This is a genomic window from Zobellella endophytica, assembly GCF_003012775.1.
Classification (GTDB): domain Bacteria; phylum Pseudomonadota; class Gammaproteobacteria; order Enterobacterales; family Aeromonadaceae; genus Oceanimonas; species Oceanimonas endophytica.
Window position 1 is genome coordinate 1066635 of the sequence record NZ_PXYG01000001.1, and the last position, 18553, is coordinate 1085187.

Below are 18553 nucleotides of genomic sequence, written 5' to 3' on the forward strand. Positions count from 1 at the left end.
GCTCGCATCTGATAAGGAACCCCCATGTTTGATTTTGATCAGTGGATAGACCGTCGCCCCACCCGGGCCCTGAAATGGCTGAAGTACGAAGGCAGCGACATCCTGCCGATGTGGGTGGCGGACACCGAGTTCAAGGCGCCGCCGGCGGTGATCGAGGCCCTGAGCGAACGGGTGGAGCACGGCATTTTCGGCTACAGCCGTCCCACCCCCCAACTGACCGAACTGATCATTCAACGCATGGCCGACCGTTACGGCTGGCGGATCGAGGCCGACTGGCTGGTGTATATGCCGGGCGTGGTGCCGGCGCTCAACCTGGCGTGCCAGACCTTCGGCGAGCCGGGCAGTCCCATCCTGATGCCCAAACCGATCTACTATCCCTTCCTGCACGCGCCCGGCTTCCACGGCCGCAAGGCCGCCCATGTGTCCATGGTGGAGCAAGACGGCCGCTGGCTGCTGGATCTGGAAGACCTCGAGCAGCAGGCCCGGAACAGCGAACTGCTACTGTTCTGCAACCCGCACAATCCGGGCGGTACCATCTATACCCGGGACGAACTGCTGGCCATCAACGACATCGCCCGGCGCCATGACCTGGTGGTGTGTTCGGATGAAATCCATTGCGATCTGTTGCTCGACGAGGGCAAGCGCCACCTGCCCTACGCCGCCCTGGACGAGGACGCCGCCAACCGCAGCATCATCCTGATGGCACCGAGCAAGACCTTCAACATCGCCGGCCTGTGCTGCTCCTTCGCCATCGTACCCAATGACGAGCTGCGCACCCGCTTCACCCGTGCCGCCCGGGGAATCATGGCCGACGTCAACCTGCTCGGCTTCGTCGCCGCCGAAGCGGCCTACCGGGACGGCGACGGCTGGCTCGAGGCCCAGCTGGCCTACCTGCGCCAGAACCGCGATCTGCTGGTGGAGCGGCTGAACCGGGTACCCGGCGTCAGGGTGCTGGCGCCCGAGGCCACCTACCTGGCCTGGGTAGACATCAGCGCCCTGCAACTGGAGGATCCCATCGGTTTCTTCGAGCAGGCCGGTGTCGGCCTTTCCCCCGGCGGCCAGTTCGGCGGCAGTGATTTCGTCCGGCTGAACTTCGGCTGCCCGCGGGCCATGCTCGACGAGGCGCTGCACCGCATGGTTGCCGCCATCAACAACCGCTAGGCCCTCCCCTGGCCGGGATTGGGGCCGTCCCAATCCCGCTCTTCGTCTTTCATTCCGCCCTGAAATAACACCAAATGAATCCTACTTTGTGGCCAAGGTCCCGCCATTAATGCCCCCTTCATATGATTTTTTTGCTATCTTTTAATGGCTTAGCTGTCAAAGCTGATTCTTGACCATCGTCAACCTCCCAAGACAAGGAAAAGGAACTATGTCGATTAAAAAAACCATGGGTAGCGCCGCGGCTGTCATTGGTTTGGGCCTCGCTGCCGGCGTGCCCGGCGCCCTGGCCGCCGAACAAACCTTTATCACCATTGGTACGGGCGGTGTCACCGGCGTCTATTATCCCACCGGCGGCGCCATCTGCCGGCTGGTCAACCAGGGCCGGGCCGAACATGGGGTGCGCTGCTCGGTAGAGAGCACCGGCGGTTCACCCTATAACCTCAACTCCCTGCGTTCCGGCGAGCTGGAAGTGGGCGTCGCCCAGTCAGATCTCGAATACCAGGCCTACCATGGGGAAGGTTCCTTCGCCGAGCAGGGTAAGTTTGAGGATCTTCGCGCCGTCTTTGCCCTGCATGGCGAGGCGCTGACCATAGTGGCGCGCAAGGATGCCAACATTCAGAACTTCGAGGATCTCAAGGGCAAACGGGTCAATATCGGCAATCCGGGCTCGGGCCAGCGCGACACCATGGACATCCTGCTGAACGCCTACGGCTGGAGCCACGACGATTTCAGCCTGGTGTCCGAGCTGCGGCCGGCCGAGCATGGCCAGGCGCTGTGCGACAACCGCATCGACGCCTTCGTTTATGTGGTCGGACATCCGAACGGCTCCATCAAGGAAGCCACCACCGCCTGTGAGGCCAACCTGGTCAGCGTGACCGGCGAGGTGGTCGACAAGCTGGTCGCCGACAACGCCTACTACCGCTATATCACCATCCCCGGTGGCGAATATACCGGTGCCGATGAAGACGTGCAGACCTTCGGGGTGGGTGCCAACTTGGTGACCAGCGCCGCCGTACCGGAAAACGTCGTGTACGAACTGACCAAGGCGGTGTTCGAAAACTTCGATCAGTTCGTGCGCCTGCACCCGGCCTTCGGCAACCTGCAGAAAGAGCAGATGGTCAAAGACGGGCTGACCGCGCCCCTGCACGACGGGGCCCGGAAATACTTCACGGAAGCCGGCCTGCTCGAATAACGAGGTGATTAGCTGCCGGCCCGGGTGGGCTTACCTCCCGGCCCGGTTGCTACCCCCGCTCGCTGGCCGCCGGCTACCCGCCGATGACCCCAGCCATGCGGATTGACGGTGAGCCTTGCATCGGAGGAGCTGTTCATGTCCCATCCCCCCCAGAACAATAATGATCACCAACAGGAGCTGGACGACCTGCTGGCGGTCGACACCGGCCCCCGTCACCCCGCCGGCCTCGGCCACTGGGCGCTGCTGCTGGTGCCCTTCGCCTGGACCCTGTTTCAGCTGTGGTACGTGTCGCCCCTGCCCTTCGTGCTGAATTTCGGTATCCTCAACGATACCGAAGCCCGCGCCATTCACCTGGCGTTCGCCATTTTTCTCGCCTTCACCGCCTATCCGGCGCTGAAGCATTCCCCGCGGGACCGGATCCCGCTGCAGGACTGGCTGCTGGCGCTGGCCGGCGCCTTTGCCGCCGCCTACCTGTTCCTGTTCTACCGGGAGCTGTCCACCCGCCCGGGTCTGCCCATCACCCAGGATCTGGTGGTCGGTTGCATCGGCATGCTGTTGCTGCTGGAAGCCACCCGACGCGCCCTGGGCCCGCCGCTGATGGTGGTGGCCGCAGTGTTTCTGACCTACACCTTTGCCGGTCCCTACATGCCGGACGTCATCGCTCATCGCGGCGCCAGCCTCAACCGCACCGTTACCCACCAGTGGCTGACCACCGAAGGGGTGTTCGGGGTGGCGCTGGGGGTGTCCACCTCCTTCGTGTTCATGTTCGTGCTGTTCGGATCCCTGCTGGAACGGGCCGGGGCCGGTAACTACTTCATCAAGGTCGCCTTCTCCCTGCTCGGCCACATGCGCGGCGGCCCGGCCAAGGCGGCGGTGGTCGCCTCCGGCCTGTCCGGCCTGGTGTCGGGTTCTTCCATCGCCAACGTGGTCACCACCGGCACCTTCACCATTCCCCTGATGAAACGGGTCGGCTTTCCCGCCAGCAAGGCCGGCGCGGTGGAGGTGGCCGCGTCCACCAACGGCCAATTGACCCCGCCGATCATGGGTGCCGCCGCCTTCCTGATGGTGGAATACGTGGGCATCTCCTATATCGAGGTGATCAAGGCGGCGATACTGCCGGCGCTGATCTCCTACGCCGCGCTGCTCTATATCGTCCACCTGGAGGCGGTCAAGGCCGGCATGGCACCGCTGCAACAACGCCGGCACGCCACCCTGCTGCAACGGCTGCTCGGCTTCTTCACGACCGTGGTCGGACTGATGGCGCTGTCGGCGCTGGTGTACTACGGCATCGGCTGGACCAAGTCGCTGTTCGGCGCCGCCGCCACCTGGGTATTGGCCCTGGTTTCCTTGCTGGTCTACACCGGCCTGGTGGCCTGGGCCGCCCGGCTGCCGGATCTGGAAATAGACGATCCGGACAACCCGGACATCCACATGCCCGAACCCGGGCCCACCTTCAAGGCCGGTATCTATTACCTGCTGCCAATAGTGGTGCTGGTGTGGTGTCTGACGGTCGAGCGGCTGTCGCCGGGGTTGTCCGCCTTCTGGGCCACTCTGTTCATGATGTTCATCGTGGTCACCCACAAGCCGATGAAGGCGTTTTTCCGCCGGCAGCGCGAGCTGCCAGCGCTGTTGCGGGAAGGGGCGGACGATCTCTTCATGGGCATGGTCACCGGGGCCCGCAACATGATCGGCATCGGGGTGGCCACCGCCGCCGCCGGCATCGTCGTCGGCACCGTAACGCTCACCGGCATCGGCCTGGTGATGACCGAGTTCGTGGAGTTCATCTCCGGCGGCAACCTGCTGCTGATGTTGCTGTTCACCGCGGTGATCAGCCTGTTGCTGGGCATGGGTCTGCCCACCACCGCCAACTACATAGTGGTGTCCACCCTGATGGCACCGGTGATCGTTAACCTGGGCGCCCAACACGGCCTCATCGTGCCGCTGATCGCCGTGCACCTGTTCGTGTTCTACTTCGGCATTCTGGCCGATGATACGCCGCCGGTGGGGCTGGCCGCCTTCGCCGCCGCGGCCATCGCCAAGTCGGATCCCATCAGGACCGGCCTGCAGGGCTTCGCCTACGATATCCGGACCGCCATACTGCCCTTCATGTTTATCTTCAATACCCAGTTGCTGCTGCTGGGAATAGAGAGCTGGTGGGGGCTGCTGATCACCATTCTCAGCGCCCTGGCCGCCATGCTGCTGTTCGCCGCCGCCACCCAGGGATTCTGGCTGGTGAAAAGCCGCTGGTGGGAAACCCTGGCCCTGCTGCTGGTCACCTTTACCCTGTTCCGCCCGGGTTTCTTCTGGGACAGGATGTTCCCGCCCATGGCTGAATACCGGGGCAGCGAGTGGCAGCAGGTCATCGAAGCGCTGCCCCGCAACGAGTCGATCATCCTGCAGCTCGGCGGCAACAACCTGTTCGGCGAGCCGGTGAGCAAAATCGTCAAGCTGAATTTCGATGCCGCACAAACCGATGCCCGGGGCCGGCTGGCCAGCACCGGCATCAGCGCGCTGCGTGCCGAAGGAGGCAAGGTGGTGGTGGACATGGTGGAGTTCGGCAGCCAGGCAGAACGACTGGGGGTCGATTTCGACCTGGAAATCGTCGCCCTGCAGCGTCCCGCCGACCGGCCGCGCAAGGAGTGGATGTTTATTCCCGCCCTGGCCTTGGCGGGCCTGATCGCCTGGCTGCAGCGCCGGCGTCGTTCCCGGGCATCATGAGCAAAAGCCGGCTTGTCGAAGCGGCATAGGTCGAAAGCAAAAACGCCGCTCGAGCGAAACTCGAGCGGCGTTTTCAATCTGGCGGAGGAGGTGGGATTTGAACCCACGGTGGGCTATAAACCCACGCCGGTTTTCAAGACCGGTGCATTCAACCACTCTGCCACCCCTCCGGACAGCGCGCATCATACCCCCGCCTTCGGGGGGCTGTAAATAGCCCGGTATCCAACTGCTTTCTAAATCATCAGTCCGGCGGTTTTTTTGGCGGTACGGTGTCGATATCATGGCCTCGATGCAAAAAATACTGCACCAGAAACTCCTCGTCGAGCGGGGACAGATCGAAATGCCGGCTGGCCTCGCCGATACGATCCCGGTCGATCCCGGGCTGTTGCAGCAGCCAGGACAGCGCCTTGCGCAGGGCTTCGTGTTCGTTCATGTCCGCCTCCCGCTATAAGTTATACACATTTGGCATCAGGACCGTCTTTTAATTTTTATGCATTTTGAATACAATTTAATCCGTTGTTTTATAACCCCTAATAATAAGAATATCTCACTGTCAACGAGGTTCTCATGCATTTAAAACACCGACTGCGAGACGCCACCCTCGCCGGGCTGGCGGCGTTTGTCGCCGTGCTCTGCCTCAGTTACCTGAAGAGTTGGGCGCATTTCATGGTGCTGAGCGCACCGCTCGGCGCCACCCTGGTGCTGCTGCTGCTGCTGCCCTCGGCTCCCCTCTCTCGCCCCAAGCACGTGATCCTCGGGCACCTGCTGACCACCAGCCTGGCGGTGCTGGGCCTGGAGCTGGTGCCGGACCCCGTGCTCGGACTGGCGCTCTGTTTCGGGCTGGGGATCACGCTGATGGTCCTGACCGATACCCTGCACCCGCCGGCCGGGGCCAATCCGATCCTGATCTACCTTTCCGGTACCCACCTGCCGCCCATGGACTTCATCCTGCCGACCCTGACCGGCACCCTGTTCATGGTCGGCTTTGCCAGCCTTTACCACAAGGCCTTCACCCACCGTCGCTATCCCTTCGGCCCCAAGGTCCACGGCCAGCAACGGGAAACCGCTCCTGCCGGCAGCCGGGTGGTGGCGACCGACGGCAAGAAGTGAACGATAAACCTTCATAAAAATAATCTTCACATGAAGATTTATGGAAAATTGTGACACCCTGCACAAAACAGCTGGTTACAGTTAAGTAACATTGCTGCACCGGAAATGTTGTACACATTTTCGGTTTTTATAATTCAATTTACCCGCAACATGGGTACACAACAAAGTGACAGGGAGTCATGATGAAAACAACGGCCTTAGCGCTGCTGGTGGCAGTGGCCGCCACCCCGGTATTCGGCGCGGACTGGAGCACCACCGAGCTGCACTACCAACTGGGCGAGCTGAAGCAAAACCCCTTCGGTGCCGACCCCGACCGCAAGTCCACCACCAATATCTATACCCTGCAGCACGCCAGCGGCTGGACCTATGGCGACACCTTCTTCTTCGTGGATTATTCCGACTGGGAAGACGGCCAGCGGCAACGCGACTGGTATGGCGAAGCCTATTTCAATTTTAGCCTCGGCAAGATCAGCGGAGCCGATTTCGGTTTCGGGCCCATCAAGGATGTGGGCCTGGTGATGGGCGTCAACGCAGGAGGCGACAGCGAGATCCGCAAATACCTGCCAGGTATTCAGCTGGCACTCGATGTGCCCGGCGCCGCCTTCTTCAATACCCTGATCACCGCCTATATCGACGACAGCACCGGCGTGGCCGGTGGCGGCGCCCCGAAAGAAGGCGACAGCTGGATGCTGGACACCGCCTGGGCCTTTCCCTTTGCCCTGGGCAATCACGATTTCAGCCTGGAAGGCCACGCGGAATATATCGGCAGCCGCACCAACGAGTTCGGTGACAAGGTCAAGGCGCATATCCTCGCCCAGCCCCAGCTGAGGTACGATCTGGGCAAGACCCTGTTCAACGATCCCCAACGGCTGTTCGTGGGCATCGAGTACCAGTACTGGCACAACAAGTTCGGCAGCGACGTCAGTGAAAGTGCGGTACAGGGGCTGGCGGTCTGGCGTTTCTGACCATGAAAGAAGAGCGCCTAGGCGCTCTTCTTTATGCGAGTAAACAGGACTCCGGCGGTGGGATTAGAAGTGCCATTCCAGCTGGAAAGTCGGTGCCCGGGTGTCCACCCCCGGCTTGCCGTGGTTGCCGAACTTGTTGTCCCAGTATTCATAGCCGACACCGGCCCAGAGGGTATTGCTCTTGTCGAAGGCCAGTTGGCCCACATCGAGCATCAGTGAGGTGCGAACCAGGATTTCATATTTTGTATCCATCCCCTTGGCGGTGTTGTAGTTGCCGAAGCCCTGAAATTTCATCGGCAGCGGGCCCGCCTGGAACGGCAGCCCCCACGCCAGGTTGAACACGGCATAATCGTCGAAGGTCACGTCCTTTTCACCGGCGGGTTTGAAGCCGTTATGGTTGCGTTCATGGGCATACAGCACGCTGAAATCGACGAAGCCCTTGGGCACGTCGAACTTCAGGGTCGGACCCGCCACCAGCATCTGTTTACGGGGCGCGAAGTCCGTATTCTTGGTGTTGAGATCGAAACCGGCGGTCAGCGCCACCTCCTTCACCGGGCCGAAGCCCAGATCGGTACCGAACACCTTGCCCAGATGCAGCTGGTGGCGATAGGTCAGATAGGCTTCGGTCGCTCCATCCCCCTCACCGCGCGCATTTCCCCTGGCGGGATCCATCTCGTCCGACTGCAGCAGGTCCACGTTGAAAAAGTTCTGGCCGTAGGCGTAGCCGCTGGCATGGGTCAGCTGCAGTATGTGCTTTTGAATATCGTGCGGATTGTTGGGCTCGGTGAACTGGGTGCCGTAGCGGTAGCCGATAAAGGTATCGGACCAGGTAAAGGCCTGGGCCGGCACGGCGGCGACAGACAGGGTGACGGCGGTGGCACAGAGCAGTCCATTGACCGGTGTATTCATCATGGATTCCTTCTTTTATGTTTTTTGTCCTTGGTGTAAACCAGCGCTTTCTGTTTCATGAACACATTGCCACGCCTTATCAATAGACAAAAGCAAAATGTATGCGGTACAAAAAAGCTAAAAAATGTTACTTTTTGATAACACAAAATAATGTGACCGATATCACAACCAACACTTTCGATCACAAAAATGAACACAAAAAATATAAATTATGTAATCAGAAAGGAGGGACGACGCAAAACATGAGGCAAAGACGGGAAAATGGCGCCCGGGCGGGCGCCGGCAGGTGGTCAGTCCAGTAGCAAATCGGTGGCGTCCGTCCGGATGACCAGCAACGCGGCCCGGTGTCCCGCCGCGACCTTGGCATTGGGGAACACCACCGCCTCCTGCTCGTGCTCGACCCGCCATTCCCGTTCCCCGTCCCGGGCCAGCAGGGTGCCGTGGGGAAAGGCGGTAAAATTGGCCACGTCGTCGGCAAAGGTAAAGCCGAACTGCCCGCTGTGCTTGGTCACCTCCCGACACACCCGGAACAGCCGCACCCGTTCGGGATCAAAGGGCGCCGGCTGCCAGTCCGGCCGGCCGATCAGTTGCATCAGGCTCTGCTCCATGGCGGCGAAACGGCGGCTGTCGTTCTGACCAAACGGCATCACCTTGCCCAGCTCGACGGTAAAGGCATGGGCCCCGAACTGGTGGGCACTGAAATAGCTGAAGGTGGTGGTCGGCCCATGGGCCAGCAGTATGGTGTCGACCCCGCCGGCGCTGAGCAACGCCAGTTGCCGGCGGCGGTAGGGCGCACCGTGGGTAAAGGGATAAATCGCGAACTTTTCATACCTGGACGGCCGGATGGCGGTGTGCAGATCATAATGCAGGCGCTCCGCCCCGGCGCCTCCCTCGAAGAAACGCCGGACATACTGCTCCAGCCTGGCGGCCCGCTCCCGCTCCCGGCTGTGCCGGCCACCCCGGGCATGGGCGCCGGAAAACAGGCGGTTCAGGTTTTCTTCCACCTCGCGCACGCCCAGGTTCATGGCCGCCGGGTTCCCGAAAATCAGCAGCAGCCGCTGCCGGCACGCCAGCTCGCCGGCAACGATGGCTCGCAGTATCCGTTCGCACAGCTCGATGGGCGCGGTCTCGTTACCGTGGATACCGCAGGAGATGACGATATCGGTATTGCCCGGCGCAGCGGGCTCGATGCAGAGCACGCCCGTGTCCCACACCTGGATATCGCTGCCGTCGGGCAGGGACTCACGGAAAGGGGCCAGCGCCCAAGGGTGCTCCCTGCTCAGGGTTAAAAAGTCGTTGAGCCGGCTTCCGTTCACATTTACCTCCAATCACACCATCAGAAACAAGATATCACATGGCGATAAAACATGATTTCAGCATCAAAGTCTAGCCACCCCGCCCCCGCCTCCCGGCCTGCTCACTGCCAAACGACGCCGACTCATCAACAGGGATTGCCGCAGTAATCAGCGAAGATGAAAATCTATGCCATTACTTGCCACTCTCGCCGTTTTGTTATGCATCACCCCACCCTGATGGCGCTGCTGAAAAAAGATGTCTGGTGCTATCGTTTCCGTGATTTTCCGCGCTGACCGCTGACCCGGACCGCCGTCAGGATCGACGAAGACGCCTTGTCCATCACGCCGATTGCCGGGCGCGCACAATAAAGGGCACCGCAGTGCCCTCGACGTGCTTATCCATCGGCGAACAGGGCCGGCTCAGACCCCGGCCTTGGCGAAGGTGGCGCCCACCAGCTGCCGGGCCTCGTCGATCAGCCGTTCCAGGTGATCGTCATCCCGAAAGCTTTCGGCATAAATCTTGTAGACCTGTTCGGTACCACTGGGGCGGGCGGCGAACCAGCCCTGTTCGGTGACCACCTTCAGGCCGCCGATGCCGGCCCCGTTGCCCGGAGCCCGGGTCAGCTTGGCGACGATGGCATCCCCGGCCAGGGTATCGGCCTCGATATCGTCGGCGTTCAGCCCGGCCAGCACCCGCTTTTGCGCCAGCGTGGCCGGCGCATCCACCCGGCGATATACCGGCCGTCCCAGCTCCGCCGCCAGCCGCTCGTAGTACTGGTGCGGCGTGAGCCCGGTGACCGCCAGTATTTCCGCCGCCAGCAGGGAAGGAATAAAGCCGTCCTTGTCGGTGCTCCATACCTCGCCGTTCATCCTGAGAAACGACGCCCCGGCGCTTTCCTCGCCCACGAAGCCCAGCTTGCCGTCGATCAGATCCCTGACGTACCACTTGAATCCGACCGGTACCTCCATCAACGGCCGGCCCAGGCCGGCGGCCACCCGGTCGATCATCGAGGAAGACACCAGGGTCTTGCCGACCGCCAGTGTGTCCGGCCACTGCGGCCGGTGGGTAAAGAGGTAATGAATGGACACCGCCAGGTAGTGATTGGGGTTCATCAGCCCGTCGCTGTCGACGATGCCGTGGCGATCGTAATCCGGATCATTGCCGCAGGCGATATCGAAGTCGTCCTTCATCGCCAGCAGGTTGGCCATGCAATGGGGGCTGGAGCAGTCCATGCGGATCTGGCCGTCATGATCCAGGGTCATAAAGGAAAAGGTGGGGTCCTGCCGCGGATTGACCACGGTGATGTCCAGGCCGTAGTGCTCGGCGATGTACGGCCAGTAGGCCAGGCCGGCCCCGCCCAGGGGATCGATGCCGATGCGGATCCCCGCCCGGCGGATGACGTCCATGTCCACCACCTGCCCGAGCTCGGCCACATAGGGCTGTACATAGTCGTACTGCACCGCCCGCGCCACGGCCTCGGCGAAGGGCAGCAGCCTGATGCCGGCACCGCCGGCGGCGATCAGCTCATTCGCCCTGTCCTGGATCCGGGTGGTGGCATCGGTGCCGGCCGGCCCGCCGTCGGGACCGTTGTATTTGATCCCGCCGTCCCGGGGAGGATTGTGGGACGGGGTGATCACGATACCGTCGGCAAGGTGATCGGGATGGGCCCGGTTATGATTGAGAATGGCGTGGGAGATCACCGGCGTCGGGGTATAGCCGCGCCCGGCCTGCACCCGGACCTCGAGTCCGTTGGCCACCAGCACCTCCAGCGCCGAGCCCCAGGCGGCTTCCGACAGGGCATGGGTATCCATCGCCAGGAACAGGGGACCGGTCAGCCCCACGTCGGCACGATACTCCGCCACCGCCTGGCAGATGGCCCGGATATGCGCCTGGTTGAAACTGGCGTCCAGCGCACAGCCCCGGTGGCCGGAAGTACCGAAGGCCACCTTCTGCGCCGGCTGACCCACGTCGGGCTGCAACTGGTAGTAGGCCGCCATCAGCCGCGGAATATTGACGAGATCGGCCTCACCGGCCGGCGTCCCTGCTCTGGGGTGCATGGTCATAGTTCAATCCTTCAAGTGCGTTAGATGCTTTGGCACACCCGCTCGATCAGCCCGTGCGCATAGCCCATGGCCGCCATCAGCTGGGCCACGATGTTGCGCTTACGGCCGGTATTGGTGTTGGTGATCACCCAGTAGGGGCTGCCGTTGATGGCTTTGGGTTTGGTGGTGGTGCCGGAAGCCAGCAGGGCCGCCTCGGAGTCGGCCAGATAAATACGCTTGCGGCCCTTGATGTCGGAAGCCTGGGCAAAGGCGGTCGGGTTTTCACGGTAAAGCACCGACAGAATGTGCATGAAACGGTCGATAGCCGCATCGATCCGGGCCAGTTCACCGCCTTCCAGCATCTCGAGGATGCCCTTGCCGCCGGGCAGGGCCGGGCGGCTCGACGGGCTGGCCGCCACTAGCCCGGCCTGGTCGAGCTGCAGCAGCCGGCGCAGGATATCGGAGGCACTTTCGCCGATATGCCGGGTGTTGCTGGCGATATAACGATAAAGATCTTCATCTACCTCTATGGTTTTCATCATGTTTTCTGGCATGTCCACTCCCAATGACGGAGCTCGATTATACATGGAGCCCGTCCCCGGCCCAAGCGGGTTGCGCCATCGGCGGGAGAAAGCAACAATAAGCGTCCGGGTCAAACGTGAGGAGCTCCCATGCAATTGAATTTTCGCCGCCAGGGCCAGGGCCGGGCGGTCATCCTGATCCACGGCCTGTTCGGCAGCCTGGACAACCTGAACGGCCTCAACAGGGCACTGACGGAGCAGTTTGACGTGATTGCCGTCGACGTGCGCAACCATGGTTTGTCCGCCCGCAGCGAGCGGATGGACTACGCCGCCATGGCCGCCGATATCCTCGAGCTGGCCGACCGGCTGGAGCTTGAGCGACCGGCCCTGGTCGGCCATTCCATGGGCGGCAAAATCGCCATGATGACGGCCGGCCTCGCCCCGGAACGGATCCGGGCCCTGGTGGTGGCGGATATCGCTCCCGTGGCCTACACCCAGGCCCGTCACGAGCAGGTGTTCCAGGGGCTGCAGGCGGTGATCGATGCCGGCAGCCAGAGCCGCAAGGAAGCGGATGAGCTGCTCGGCCGCCATGTGGACACGGCCGGCGTGCGCCAGTTCCTGCTGAAATCCTTCGTCCCCAACAGCGATTCGCCCTGGCGCTTCAACGTCGCCGCGCTGGCGGCCAATTACCGCACCATCATGGGCTGGCCCGGGGTGGTGCAGCCCTATGCCGGCGCCACGCTCTTTCTCAAGGGCAGCGAGTCGGATTACCTGCTGCCGGAATACCAGGCCCGGGTCCGGCAGCAGTTTCCCGCGGCCGGCGCCAAGGTGATCCAGGGCGCCGGCCACTGGCTGCATGCGGAGAAACCCCAGATATTCAACCGCCTGGTTCTGGATTTCCTGACCGAGGTCGGTTAACAGCGCCAAAACCTTTGTGATATAGTGCGCGCAATCTTATCGGTCGGGCAACTGCATGTCATTTGAACAAATCGAGCTGCTGGAAAGCATGGGCCTCAAGTTGTTTTTTTTGGCCATCTTCCTGCTGATCGGGCTGGCCATTCAGGATGTGCTCAAACGGGGAGATGTTCCCAAGTTTGGCCGTTACATCGTGTGGCTGGTGCTGTTTCTCGGCTGTGCCGGCTTTGTCGCCAAAGGGATTATCGAAGTCGCCTGGGAAGGAGGCGGTCTCGGGTAAACCATGGCCAAACAGGACACAGACAGAACCACCCTGGACTTGTTTGCCGACGAGCGTCGGCCCGGCAGGCCGAAAACCAATCCCCTGCCCCGTCAAGCCCAGTTAAAACTCAACAAGCGCAATCAGCTCAGGCGTGATCGCGAACGGGGACTCAGGCGTATCGAACTCAAGGTGGATGAACAGCTGCTGAACAGGCTGAACGTGCTGGCCGCCGAACGCCAGCTCAGCCGGGCCGAGCTGATCCATGCACTGCTGTTGCAACAGCTGGGGCAACAGGACGTCGACTAGGGCGCGGGGTCTGAACAATACATTTTCAACAGGTACAGCATAATTATGGCAAGTGTAGGTCTGTTTTTTGGAAGTGATACCGGCAATACCGAAGCCGTGGCAAAGATGATCCAGAAAGAGCTGGGCAAGCACCTGGTCGAGGTGCACGACATCGCCAAAAGCACGAAAGAGGACATCGCCGGCTTCGATTTGCTGCTTCTGGGCATACCCACCTGGTATTATGGCGAGTCGCAGGCGGACTGGGACGATTTTTTCCCGGAGCTGGAGCAGATCGACTTCAATGACAAGCTGGTGGCCCTGTTCGGTTGCGGCGATCAGGAGGACTACGCCGAGTACTTTCTCGACGCCATGGGTACCCTGCGTGACATCATCGAACCCAAGGGCGCCATCATCATCGGACACTGGTCGACCGAAGGCTACGACTTCGAAGCGTCCCGCGCCCTGGTGGACGACGCCCATTTCATCGGCCTCGGCATCGATGAAGACAGGCAGCCCGAGCTGACCCAGGACAGGGTCAAGGCCTGGTGCAAACAGATTTATGAAGAGATGTGCCTGAAGGAGCTGGAGTCCTGAGCTCCCTTCATCAGGTCTGTCAGGGACGCGCGGGCGCGTCCCTTTTTTGTGCCCGTATCGTTGTCAGGCCGATTAATGTCATAATATGAGCGGAACAGAAACCGAGAGACAGTGACAATGCTGAAATACCTACTTTTGATCCTGCTGCTGCCCGCCTGGCTGGCTCAGGCCAATATCAGCCCCATTCCGTTGCCGGAAGACAAGGGCCAGCCAGTCGGGCAGATAGTGGTGCACACGGTGCAGGAAGGCGACAGCCTGGCCGCCCTGGCACGCTACTACGGCGTCAGCCCCATCCTGATGCTGGCCGCCAACCCCGACCGGGACCTGTTCCTGCTGCGGGCCGGTGACCAGGTGCTGATCCCCAACCAGCTGTTGCTGCCCAGGGCGGCCACCAAGGGGATCGTCATCAACCTCGCCGAATTGCGCCTCTACTACTATCCCGAGCAGAGCAACGAGGTCTATGTGTTCCCCATCGGCATCGGCCGGGTGGGGCGGGCCACGCCGGAGATGATCACCCGCATCACCGAAATGCGCAAGAACCCTACCTGGACGCCCACCGCCAATACCCGTCGCGAGTATGAAGCCAAGGGCATCCCCCTGCCGGCGGTGGTGCCGGCCGGCCCGGACAACCCGCTGGGTGAATACGCCATGCGCCTGGCCTATGGCAGCGGTGAATACCTGATCCACGGTACCAACGATCCGCTGGACGTCGGCCTGCGCGCCAGTGCCGGCTGCATCCGCATGTACCCCGAGCATGTGGAGTGGCTGTTTGCCCAGGTCGACAGTGGTACCCAGGTGCAAATCGTCAACCAGGCGCTCAAGGTCAGCACCGATCAATACGGACAGACCTTTGTGGAAGCGCACGAGCCGCTGACTCCGGAAGGCCTGGCCGACACCCGGCCGCTGGATATGAGCGCCCTGACCCCGCTGCTGGAACAGGGGGCGGATCAGTCGGCCATCGAGCAGGTTATCCGCCAGCAACAGGGCCTGCCCCAACTGGTGGGCCAGCTGTACTGATCCCCTCGCTTCCCGGCCGGCTCCGGCCGGGAAGTCACTCGATAAGCTCGCCTCCCAGCAGTTCCACGCTCTCCACCCGCAGATAGGCATTGCCCAGCTCCAGCCCCAGGGTAGCCAGCAAGGGCTCGAGCAGCTCGACCAGCAGGTTTTCCAGCAAGGGCGTCACTATCGGCGTGATTAGCTCCGACAACAGGGCGGCAACCAGACCTCCTACCGGAAGTACGCCCAATGCGGTCACCTGGATGGTAGAACCATCAAGCTGTCCCAGTGCACCCTCTAGCAAGTTGTCCAGACTTTCACCGGCTGGAGCGGAAATCCTCTCTTCGTCGGAAGGTAATACCAGCGGAGATAGACTGACCAACAATGGCGCCTCCGGGGCCGCAACGTCTTCGACCGGCCCCAGAGTGACATCGGCAAGAGGAATCCTCAGCCCCAACAGCATGGCGCTGAGTCTTAAGGGGCTAGGCGTGTTCATTCCCAATCCGGCAATAACAGGCTGAACGTCGAAATCCACCGTCAGTTGCTCCTGCAGTGAACAACCGGAAGCCAGGAGCAGGTTGCTGCGGGCTTTTCCGGCGTCAACCCAAAGATTCAGACGGAAAGGATCGACCCTGGCTCCGATCAGCCCCAAAACGTTCAAATCCAGTGGAACCGACAAAATGTCTACGGTCAGCTCCAGCCTTAACTGAGCCGTTTCCAGATACATATCACCGCTATCGCCCGGGAGTCGGCCCAGCCGGTAACGGGGCGGCGCTATGACCCGGGCCCTGACCGAGAGTCCGGCCAGGTCGCTGATCAGGGGAAGATCACCGGTATCCAGCCCCAGATCCACCGCATTGTCGATATTGGACAACATGACCGCCCCCTTGATCAACTCCAGGGCATTGAGCCGGGTCTGCAGTGCCGCCCGGCGCAATTGCCGCGCCTCATCCTCGTCTCCCGGGGTTGCCAGCAACAGCAGATCACCGAGGCGCACCATGACCTCATTCACCTCGGCGGCCGTCCGCAGGCTGTTGCCGACAAGGCCGAGATCCAGCCCGGCGGCCTGCTCCTGGTCCGCCGCCGCCAGCATCAGTTGCAGCAGCTCACCCAGGGGCACTTCCGCCTCCAGCAGTTCATCGACCGAGCCCAGGGTCAGTTCGGTTCCCCGCGTTTCCCCCAGCAGTTGCAACAGGTGCCCCAGGTTCACCCGGGTAACGGCCAGCCCCTGGTAATGTACCAGATCCAGGTCGAGTTCGGCACCGAGCAGGCCGCCGAGCAGGGCGTTGAGCAACCCGTCGTCCAACGCCGCCAGCCCGGAGCCGAGGGAATAGCCCACCGTCATCTGCTTGTCGATGCCGGCTTGGGCGGCCAGGGTGATGTCCTGCCCGAACAGGCCGCCGGCCAGCAGGCTGGCCGGTACCGGCCGCCGGAGCACCACCCGCCCCGCACCGTCCGGGGTGGCCCCGGTGTCGATCCGCCAGTGGCTGTCGACGATGCCCGCGCGGCCGAACTGCAGCTGCATATTGACCTCGTCGGGGGCGAAACCATTGGCGATCAGAGCATCACGCACCAGGATTTCCATCTCCGCCGCCCGCTGCTCGCCATCGATATAGCAGGCGCCACGCCCCAGGGCCAGCGCCGCCAGATCCGCCTGTTTCTGCAGCCGACGCTGCTCGACGAAGAGCCGGCCGGCGTCGATCGCCAGGGCGGCAAACAGCAGCAGGCTGATAAACAGCAGCAAAAAGGCGATGGCGGCGGCCCCGCGTTGCCGGCGCATACCTATTCCTTGAAATCCGGCTTGATATAACGCTCCGGCACCGGATGGGCGAAGCTTTCCACCGCCCTGCGTTTCGCCTCGGCGGTGGCTTCCGGCAGCAGCCGGTCCCGATGCGGACTGGCCTCGGCTTGGTTGCGCTGCAACTCCAGCCAGCGGCGGGTCTGCTGGCCGAAGGGATCCGGCGCAGGTTCGGCGGCAACGACGGTGTCGCTGGCCGCCACCATGAACAGCAACAGCAGATAAGGTATCATAGCGGTCCTCCCGGCAAGGGCTGAAAACGGCGCGCCGCGGCAATGACGCGGTCGCGTTCCTGACTGTCCCAGCCAAAACGCCGGGCCAGCGCGTCGGCCTGGTCGGTGTGCCCCTGCTTAAGCAGCAGGAACCAGAGGTTGCGGGCCGCCACCCGATGGGCGGGAGCCAGTTCCAGGGCGGTCATCAGCTGGGCCCGGGCTTCCCGCTCCTGCCCCACCGCCAGCAGGGCGAAGCCGAAGTCGTTACGGATATCGGTATCGGTAGGGGCCAGGGCTACCGCCCGGCGAAAGTGATCCAGGGCCCCGGCCAGCTCATGCTGCTCGGCTTGGAGCAGGGCCAGCCCGTGGTGGGCCGCTCCCGCCACGCAGCCCCTGATCAGCCGCAGATAAAGGGGAGCCGCTTCGGCCCGGCGTTCCAGCAGACGCAGCAGATCCGCCCGCAGCAACTGTGCCTGGGCGGAGTCGTCGGTCAGACCATCCAGGCTGGCCAGGGCCGAGTAATATTTTTCTTCATTCAGCAAGCGCCGGATCAGCGACAACTGCACCTGGGCCACATCCCGCTCCGGCTGGCACTGCTGTGCCGTAACCGGCGGTATGGACTCACCGGCGCCACAGCCCGCCAGCACCCCGCACAACAACAAGCCGCATACCTCTTTCATCCATCACCCCATGTTGCCCAGCGCCCTGGTCAGGGCCAGAAATCCCGGCCCCGCCAAGACGATCAGCAGCGCCGGGAACAAAAAAATCATCATCACCGCCGACATCCTGCCGGACAGCTTGCTTACCTTTTCCTGCAGTTGGGTACGCCGGCGGTCCTGCAACAACCGGCCGAGCCGTTGCAGCGCCTCGCTCATACCGCCGCCGCTGGCGGACACCTGCGCCAGCAGGCGCAGCATGTCCTGCCAGCCATCCGAAGGCACGATGGCCGCCAGCTCAAGCAGGGTCTGCTCCCGATCCTCGCCCGCTTCGATCCGCGCCAGCAGAATGGCGAGCTCCCTGGTACTTTCCGGCGCCATCTGGGCGAGCTCCCGGGTCAGGACCCGTAGCAGGCTTTCCATCGACATGCCGACCTCCCAGAGGATGCGCATCACCTGCAGCACCAGCAGCAACTCTTCGTCGAGGCGGGCGCGCCGGCGCTGCACCCGCAGGCGCAGTCCGATCACCACGCCATAGCCGCTGGTGCTGGCGAGCACCAGCACCAGCAGCAGGACTCGGGCCGGAGGCAGCGTCGAGAAGAAGAACATTCCACCCGCTCCCATCAGGATCAACAGCAGGCAGCCGCCCCCCGCCACACAGAGGAACCGCAGCTGCTGGTGGCTGCCGGCCATGCCCGCCCGGCGCAGCAACAGCGCAAGTTCGTTCAGGCGCCGACCCGGCCGCTTGGCCTGCAGCCAGAATGAGCGCCCCCGGTACCAGAGCCGCTGGTGATACGAATCCTGCAAGGCCCGATCGAGGTGCGCCAGCGCCTGCTGCCGCAGCTGACGCCGGGCCCGATACCACAGCAGGCCGGCCGCGAGCACCACCAGTACCAGTATCGCCGCCAGTATCTCCATACA

19 protein-coding genes and 1 tRNA gene are annotated in these 18553 nt (G+C 62.5%); 10 read left to right on the plus strand and 10 right to left on the minus strand.

What is annotated here, in order from left to right; translation table 11 throughout:
• The first annotated feature begins 24 nt into the window (after positions 1-24).
• From C7H85_RS04845 to C7H85_RS04855, 3 genes are all read left to right on the plus strand, one after another.
• Positions 25-1161 carry a MalY/PatB family protein gene (locus C7H85_RS04845; RefSeq protein ID WP_106728528.1) on the plus strand — a complete coding sequence of 379 codons (1137 nt, stop codon included), beginning with the start codon at positions 25-27 and terminating at the stop codon, positions 1159-1161.
• Between the two features lie 208 nt (positions 1162-1369).
• On the plus strand, positions 1370-2353 hold the full coding sequence (locus tag C7H85_RS04850) for a TAXI family TRAP transporter solute-binding subunit (RefSeq protein ID WP_106728529.1): 984 nt from the start codon (positions 1370-1372) through the stop codon (positions 2351-2353).
• 135 nt (positions 2354-2488) lie between these two features.
• Complete coding sequence (locus C7H85_RS04855) at positions 2489-5071, plus strand: TRAP transporter permease (RefSeq protein ID WP_106728530.1); 2583 nt, start codon at positions 2489-2491, stop codon at positions 5069-5071.
• A 79-nt stretch (positions 5072-5150) separates the two neighbouring features.
• On the opposite strand, the gene C7H85_RS04860 is transcribed toward C7H85_RS04855, so the two are convergent.
• Positions 5151-5241, minus strand: a tRNA-Ser gene (locus tag C7H85_RS04860).
• Positions 5242-5312: 71 nt separating this feature from the next.
• Positions 5313-5504 (minus strand): hypothetical protein, encoded by a 192-nt coding sequence (locus C7H85_RS04865; protein WP_106728531.1) that lies wholly within the window; start codon positions 5502-5504, stop codon positions 5313-5315.
• 134 nt (positions 5505-5638) lie between these two features.
• Between C7H85_RS04865 and C7H85_RS04870 the strand changes: the two genes are divergently transcribed.
• Both C7H85_RS04870 and C7H85_RS04875 read left to right on the plus strand, forming a co-directional pair.
• Positions 5639-6181: an HPP family protein gene (locus C7H85_RS04870; RefSeq protein WP_106728532.1), complete on the plus strand. Its 543-nt coding sequence runs from the start codon at positions 5639-5641 to the stop codon at positions 6179-6181.
• A gap of 182 nt (positions 6182-6363) precedes the next feature.
• Positions 6364-7146, plus strand: coding sequence for a nucleoside-binding protein (locus C7H85_RS04875; protein WP_106728533.1), 783 nt, complete (start codon positions 6364-6366; stop codon positions 7144-7146).
• 63 nt (positions 7147-7209) lie between these two features.
• On the opposite strand, the gene C7H85_RS04880 is transcribed toward C7H85_RS04875, so the two are convergent.
• The 4 genes from C7H85_RS04880 to seqA all read right to left on the minus strand — a co-directional run bounded on the left by C7H85_RS04880 (position 7210) and on the right by seqA (position 11932).
• Positions 7210-8055: an outer membrane protein OmpK gene (locus C7H85_RS04880; protein WP_106728534.1), complete on the minus strand. Its 846-nt coding sequence runs from the start codon at positions 8053-8055 to the stop codon at positions 7210-7212.
• A 290-nt stretch (positions 8056-8345) separates the two neighbouring features.
• Positions 8346-9371 (minus strand): succinylglutamate desuccinylase, encoded by a 1026-nt coding sequence (gene astE / locus C7H85_RS04885; protein WP_106728535.1) that lies wholly within the window; start codon positions 9369-9371, stop codon positions 8346-8348.
• A gap of 399 nt (positions 9372-9770) precedes the next feature.
• Complete coding sequence (gene pgm, locus C7H85_RS04890; protein WP_106728536.1) at positions 9771-11414, minus strand: phosphoglucomutase (alpha-D-glucose-1,6-bisphosphate-dependent); 1644 nt, start codon at positions 11412-11414, stop codon at positions 9771-9773.
• Between the two features lie 20 nt (positions 11415-11434).
• Complete coding sequence (gene seqA / locus C7H85_RS04895; RefSeq protein WP_106728537.1) at positions 11435-11932, minus strand: replication initiation negative regulator SeqA; 498 nt, start codon at positions 11930-11932, stop codon at positions 11435-11437.
• A 132-nt stretch (positions 11933-12064) separates the two neighbouring features.
• On the opposite strand from seqA, the gene C7H85_RS04900 reads away from it, so the two are divergent.
• From C7H85_RS04900 to C7H85_RS04920, 5 genes are all read left to right on the plus strand, one after another.
• Entirely contained in the window at positions 12065-12832 is a 768-nt protein-coding gene (locus C7H85_RS04900) for an alpha/beta fold hydrolase (RefSeq protein ID WP_106728538.1), read from the plus strand.
• Between the two features lie 55 nt (positions 12833-12887).
• Positions 12888-13109, plus strand: coding sequence for a DUF2788 domain-containing protein (locus tag C7H85_RS04905; protein ID WP_106728539.1), 222 nt, complete (start codon positions 12888-12890; stop codon positions 13107-13109).
• A gap of 3 nt (positions 13110-13112) precedes the next feature.
• Positions 13113-13397 (plus strand): LexA regulated protein, encoded by a 285-nt coding sequence (gene ybfE / locus C7H85_RS04910; RefSeq protein ID WP_106728540.1) that lies wholly within the window; start codon positions 13113-13115, stop codon positions 13395-13397.
• A gap of 45 nt (positions 13398-13442) precedes the next feature.
• Positions 13443-13970: a flavodoxin FldA gene (fldA, locus tag C7H85_RS04915; RefSeq protein ID WP_106728541.1), complete on the plus strand. Its 528-nt coding sequence runs from the start codon at positions 13443-13445 to the stop codon at positions 13968-13970.
• A gap of 117 nt (positions 13971-14087) precedes the next feature.
• Positions 14088-14987 (plus strand): L,D-transpeptidase family protein, encoded by a 900-nt coding sequence (locus tag C7H85_RS04920; RefSeq protein ID WP_245879563.1) that lies wholly within the window; start codon positions 14088-14090, stop codon positions 14985-14987.
• 34 nt (positions 14988-15021) lie between these two features.
• On the opposite strand, the gene C7H85_RS04925 is transcribed toward C7H85_RS04920, so the two are convergent.
• From C7H85_RS04925 to C7H85_RS04940, 4 genes are read right to left on the minus strand one after another with little or no spacing between them, the layout of a single operon-like run.
• Positions 15022-16746 carry a pilus assembly protein TadG-related protein gene (locus tag C7H85_RS04925; RefSeq protein ID WP_106728543.1) on the minus strand — a complete coding sequence of 575 codons (1725 nt, stop codon included), beginning with the start codon at positions 16744-16746 and terminating at the stop codon, positions 15022-15024.
• 2 nt (positions 16747-16748) lie between these two features.
• Entirely contained in the window at positions 16749-16997 is a 249-nt protein-coding gene (locus C7H85_RS04930; protein ID WP_106728544.1) for a DUF3613 domain-containing protein, read from the minus strand.
• Positions 16994-17656 carry a tetratricopeptide repeat protein gene (locus C7H85_RS04935; RefSeq protein WP_106728545.1) on the minus strand — a complete coding sequence of 221 codons (663 nt, stop codon included), beginning with the start codon at positions 17654-17656 and terminating at the stop codon, positions 16994-16996. Before C7H85_RS04935 ends, C7H85_RS04930 begins: the two co-directional genes overlap by 4 nt.
• 3 nt (positions 17657-17659) lie before the next feature.
• Positions 17660-18550 carry a type II secretion system F family protein gene (locus C7H85_RS04940; protein WP_106728546.1) on the minus strand — a complete coding sequence of 297 codons (891 nt, stop codon included), beginning with the start codon at positions 18548-18550 and terminating at the stop codon, positions 17660-17662.
• Positions 18551-18553 lie beyond the last annotated feature (3 nt).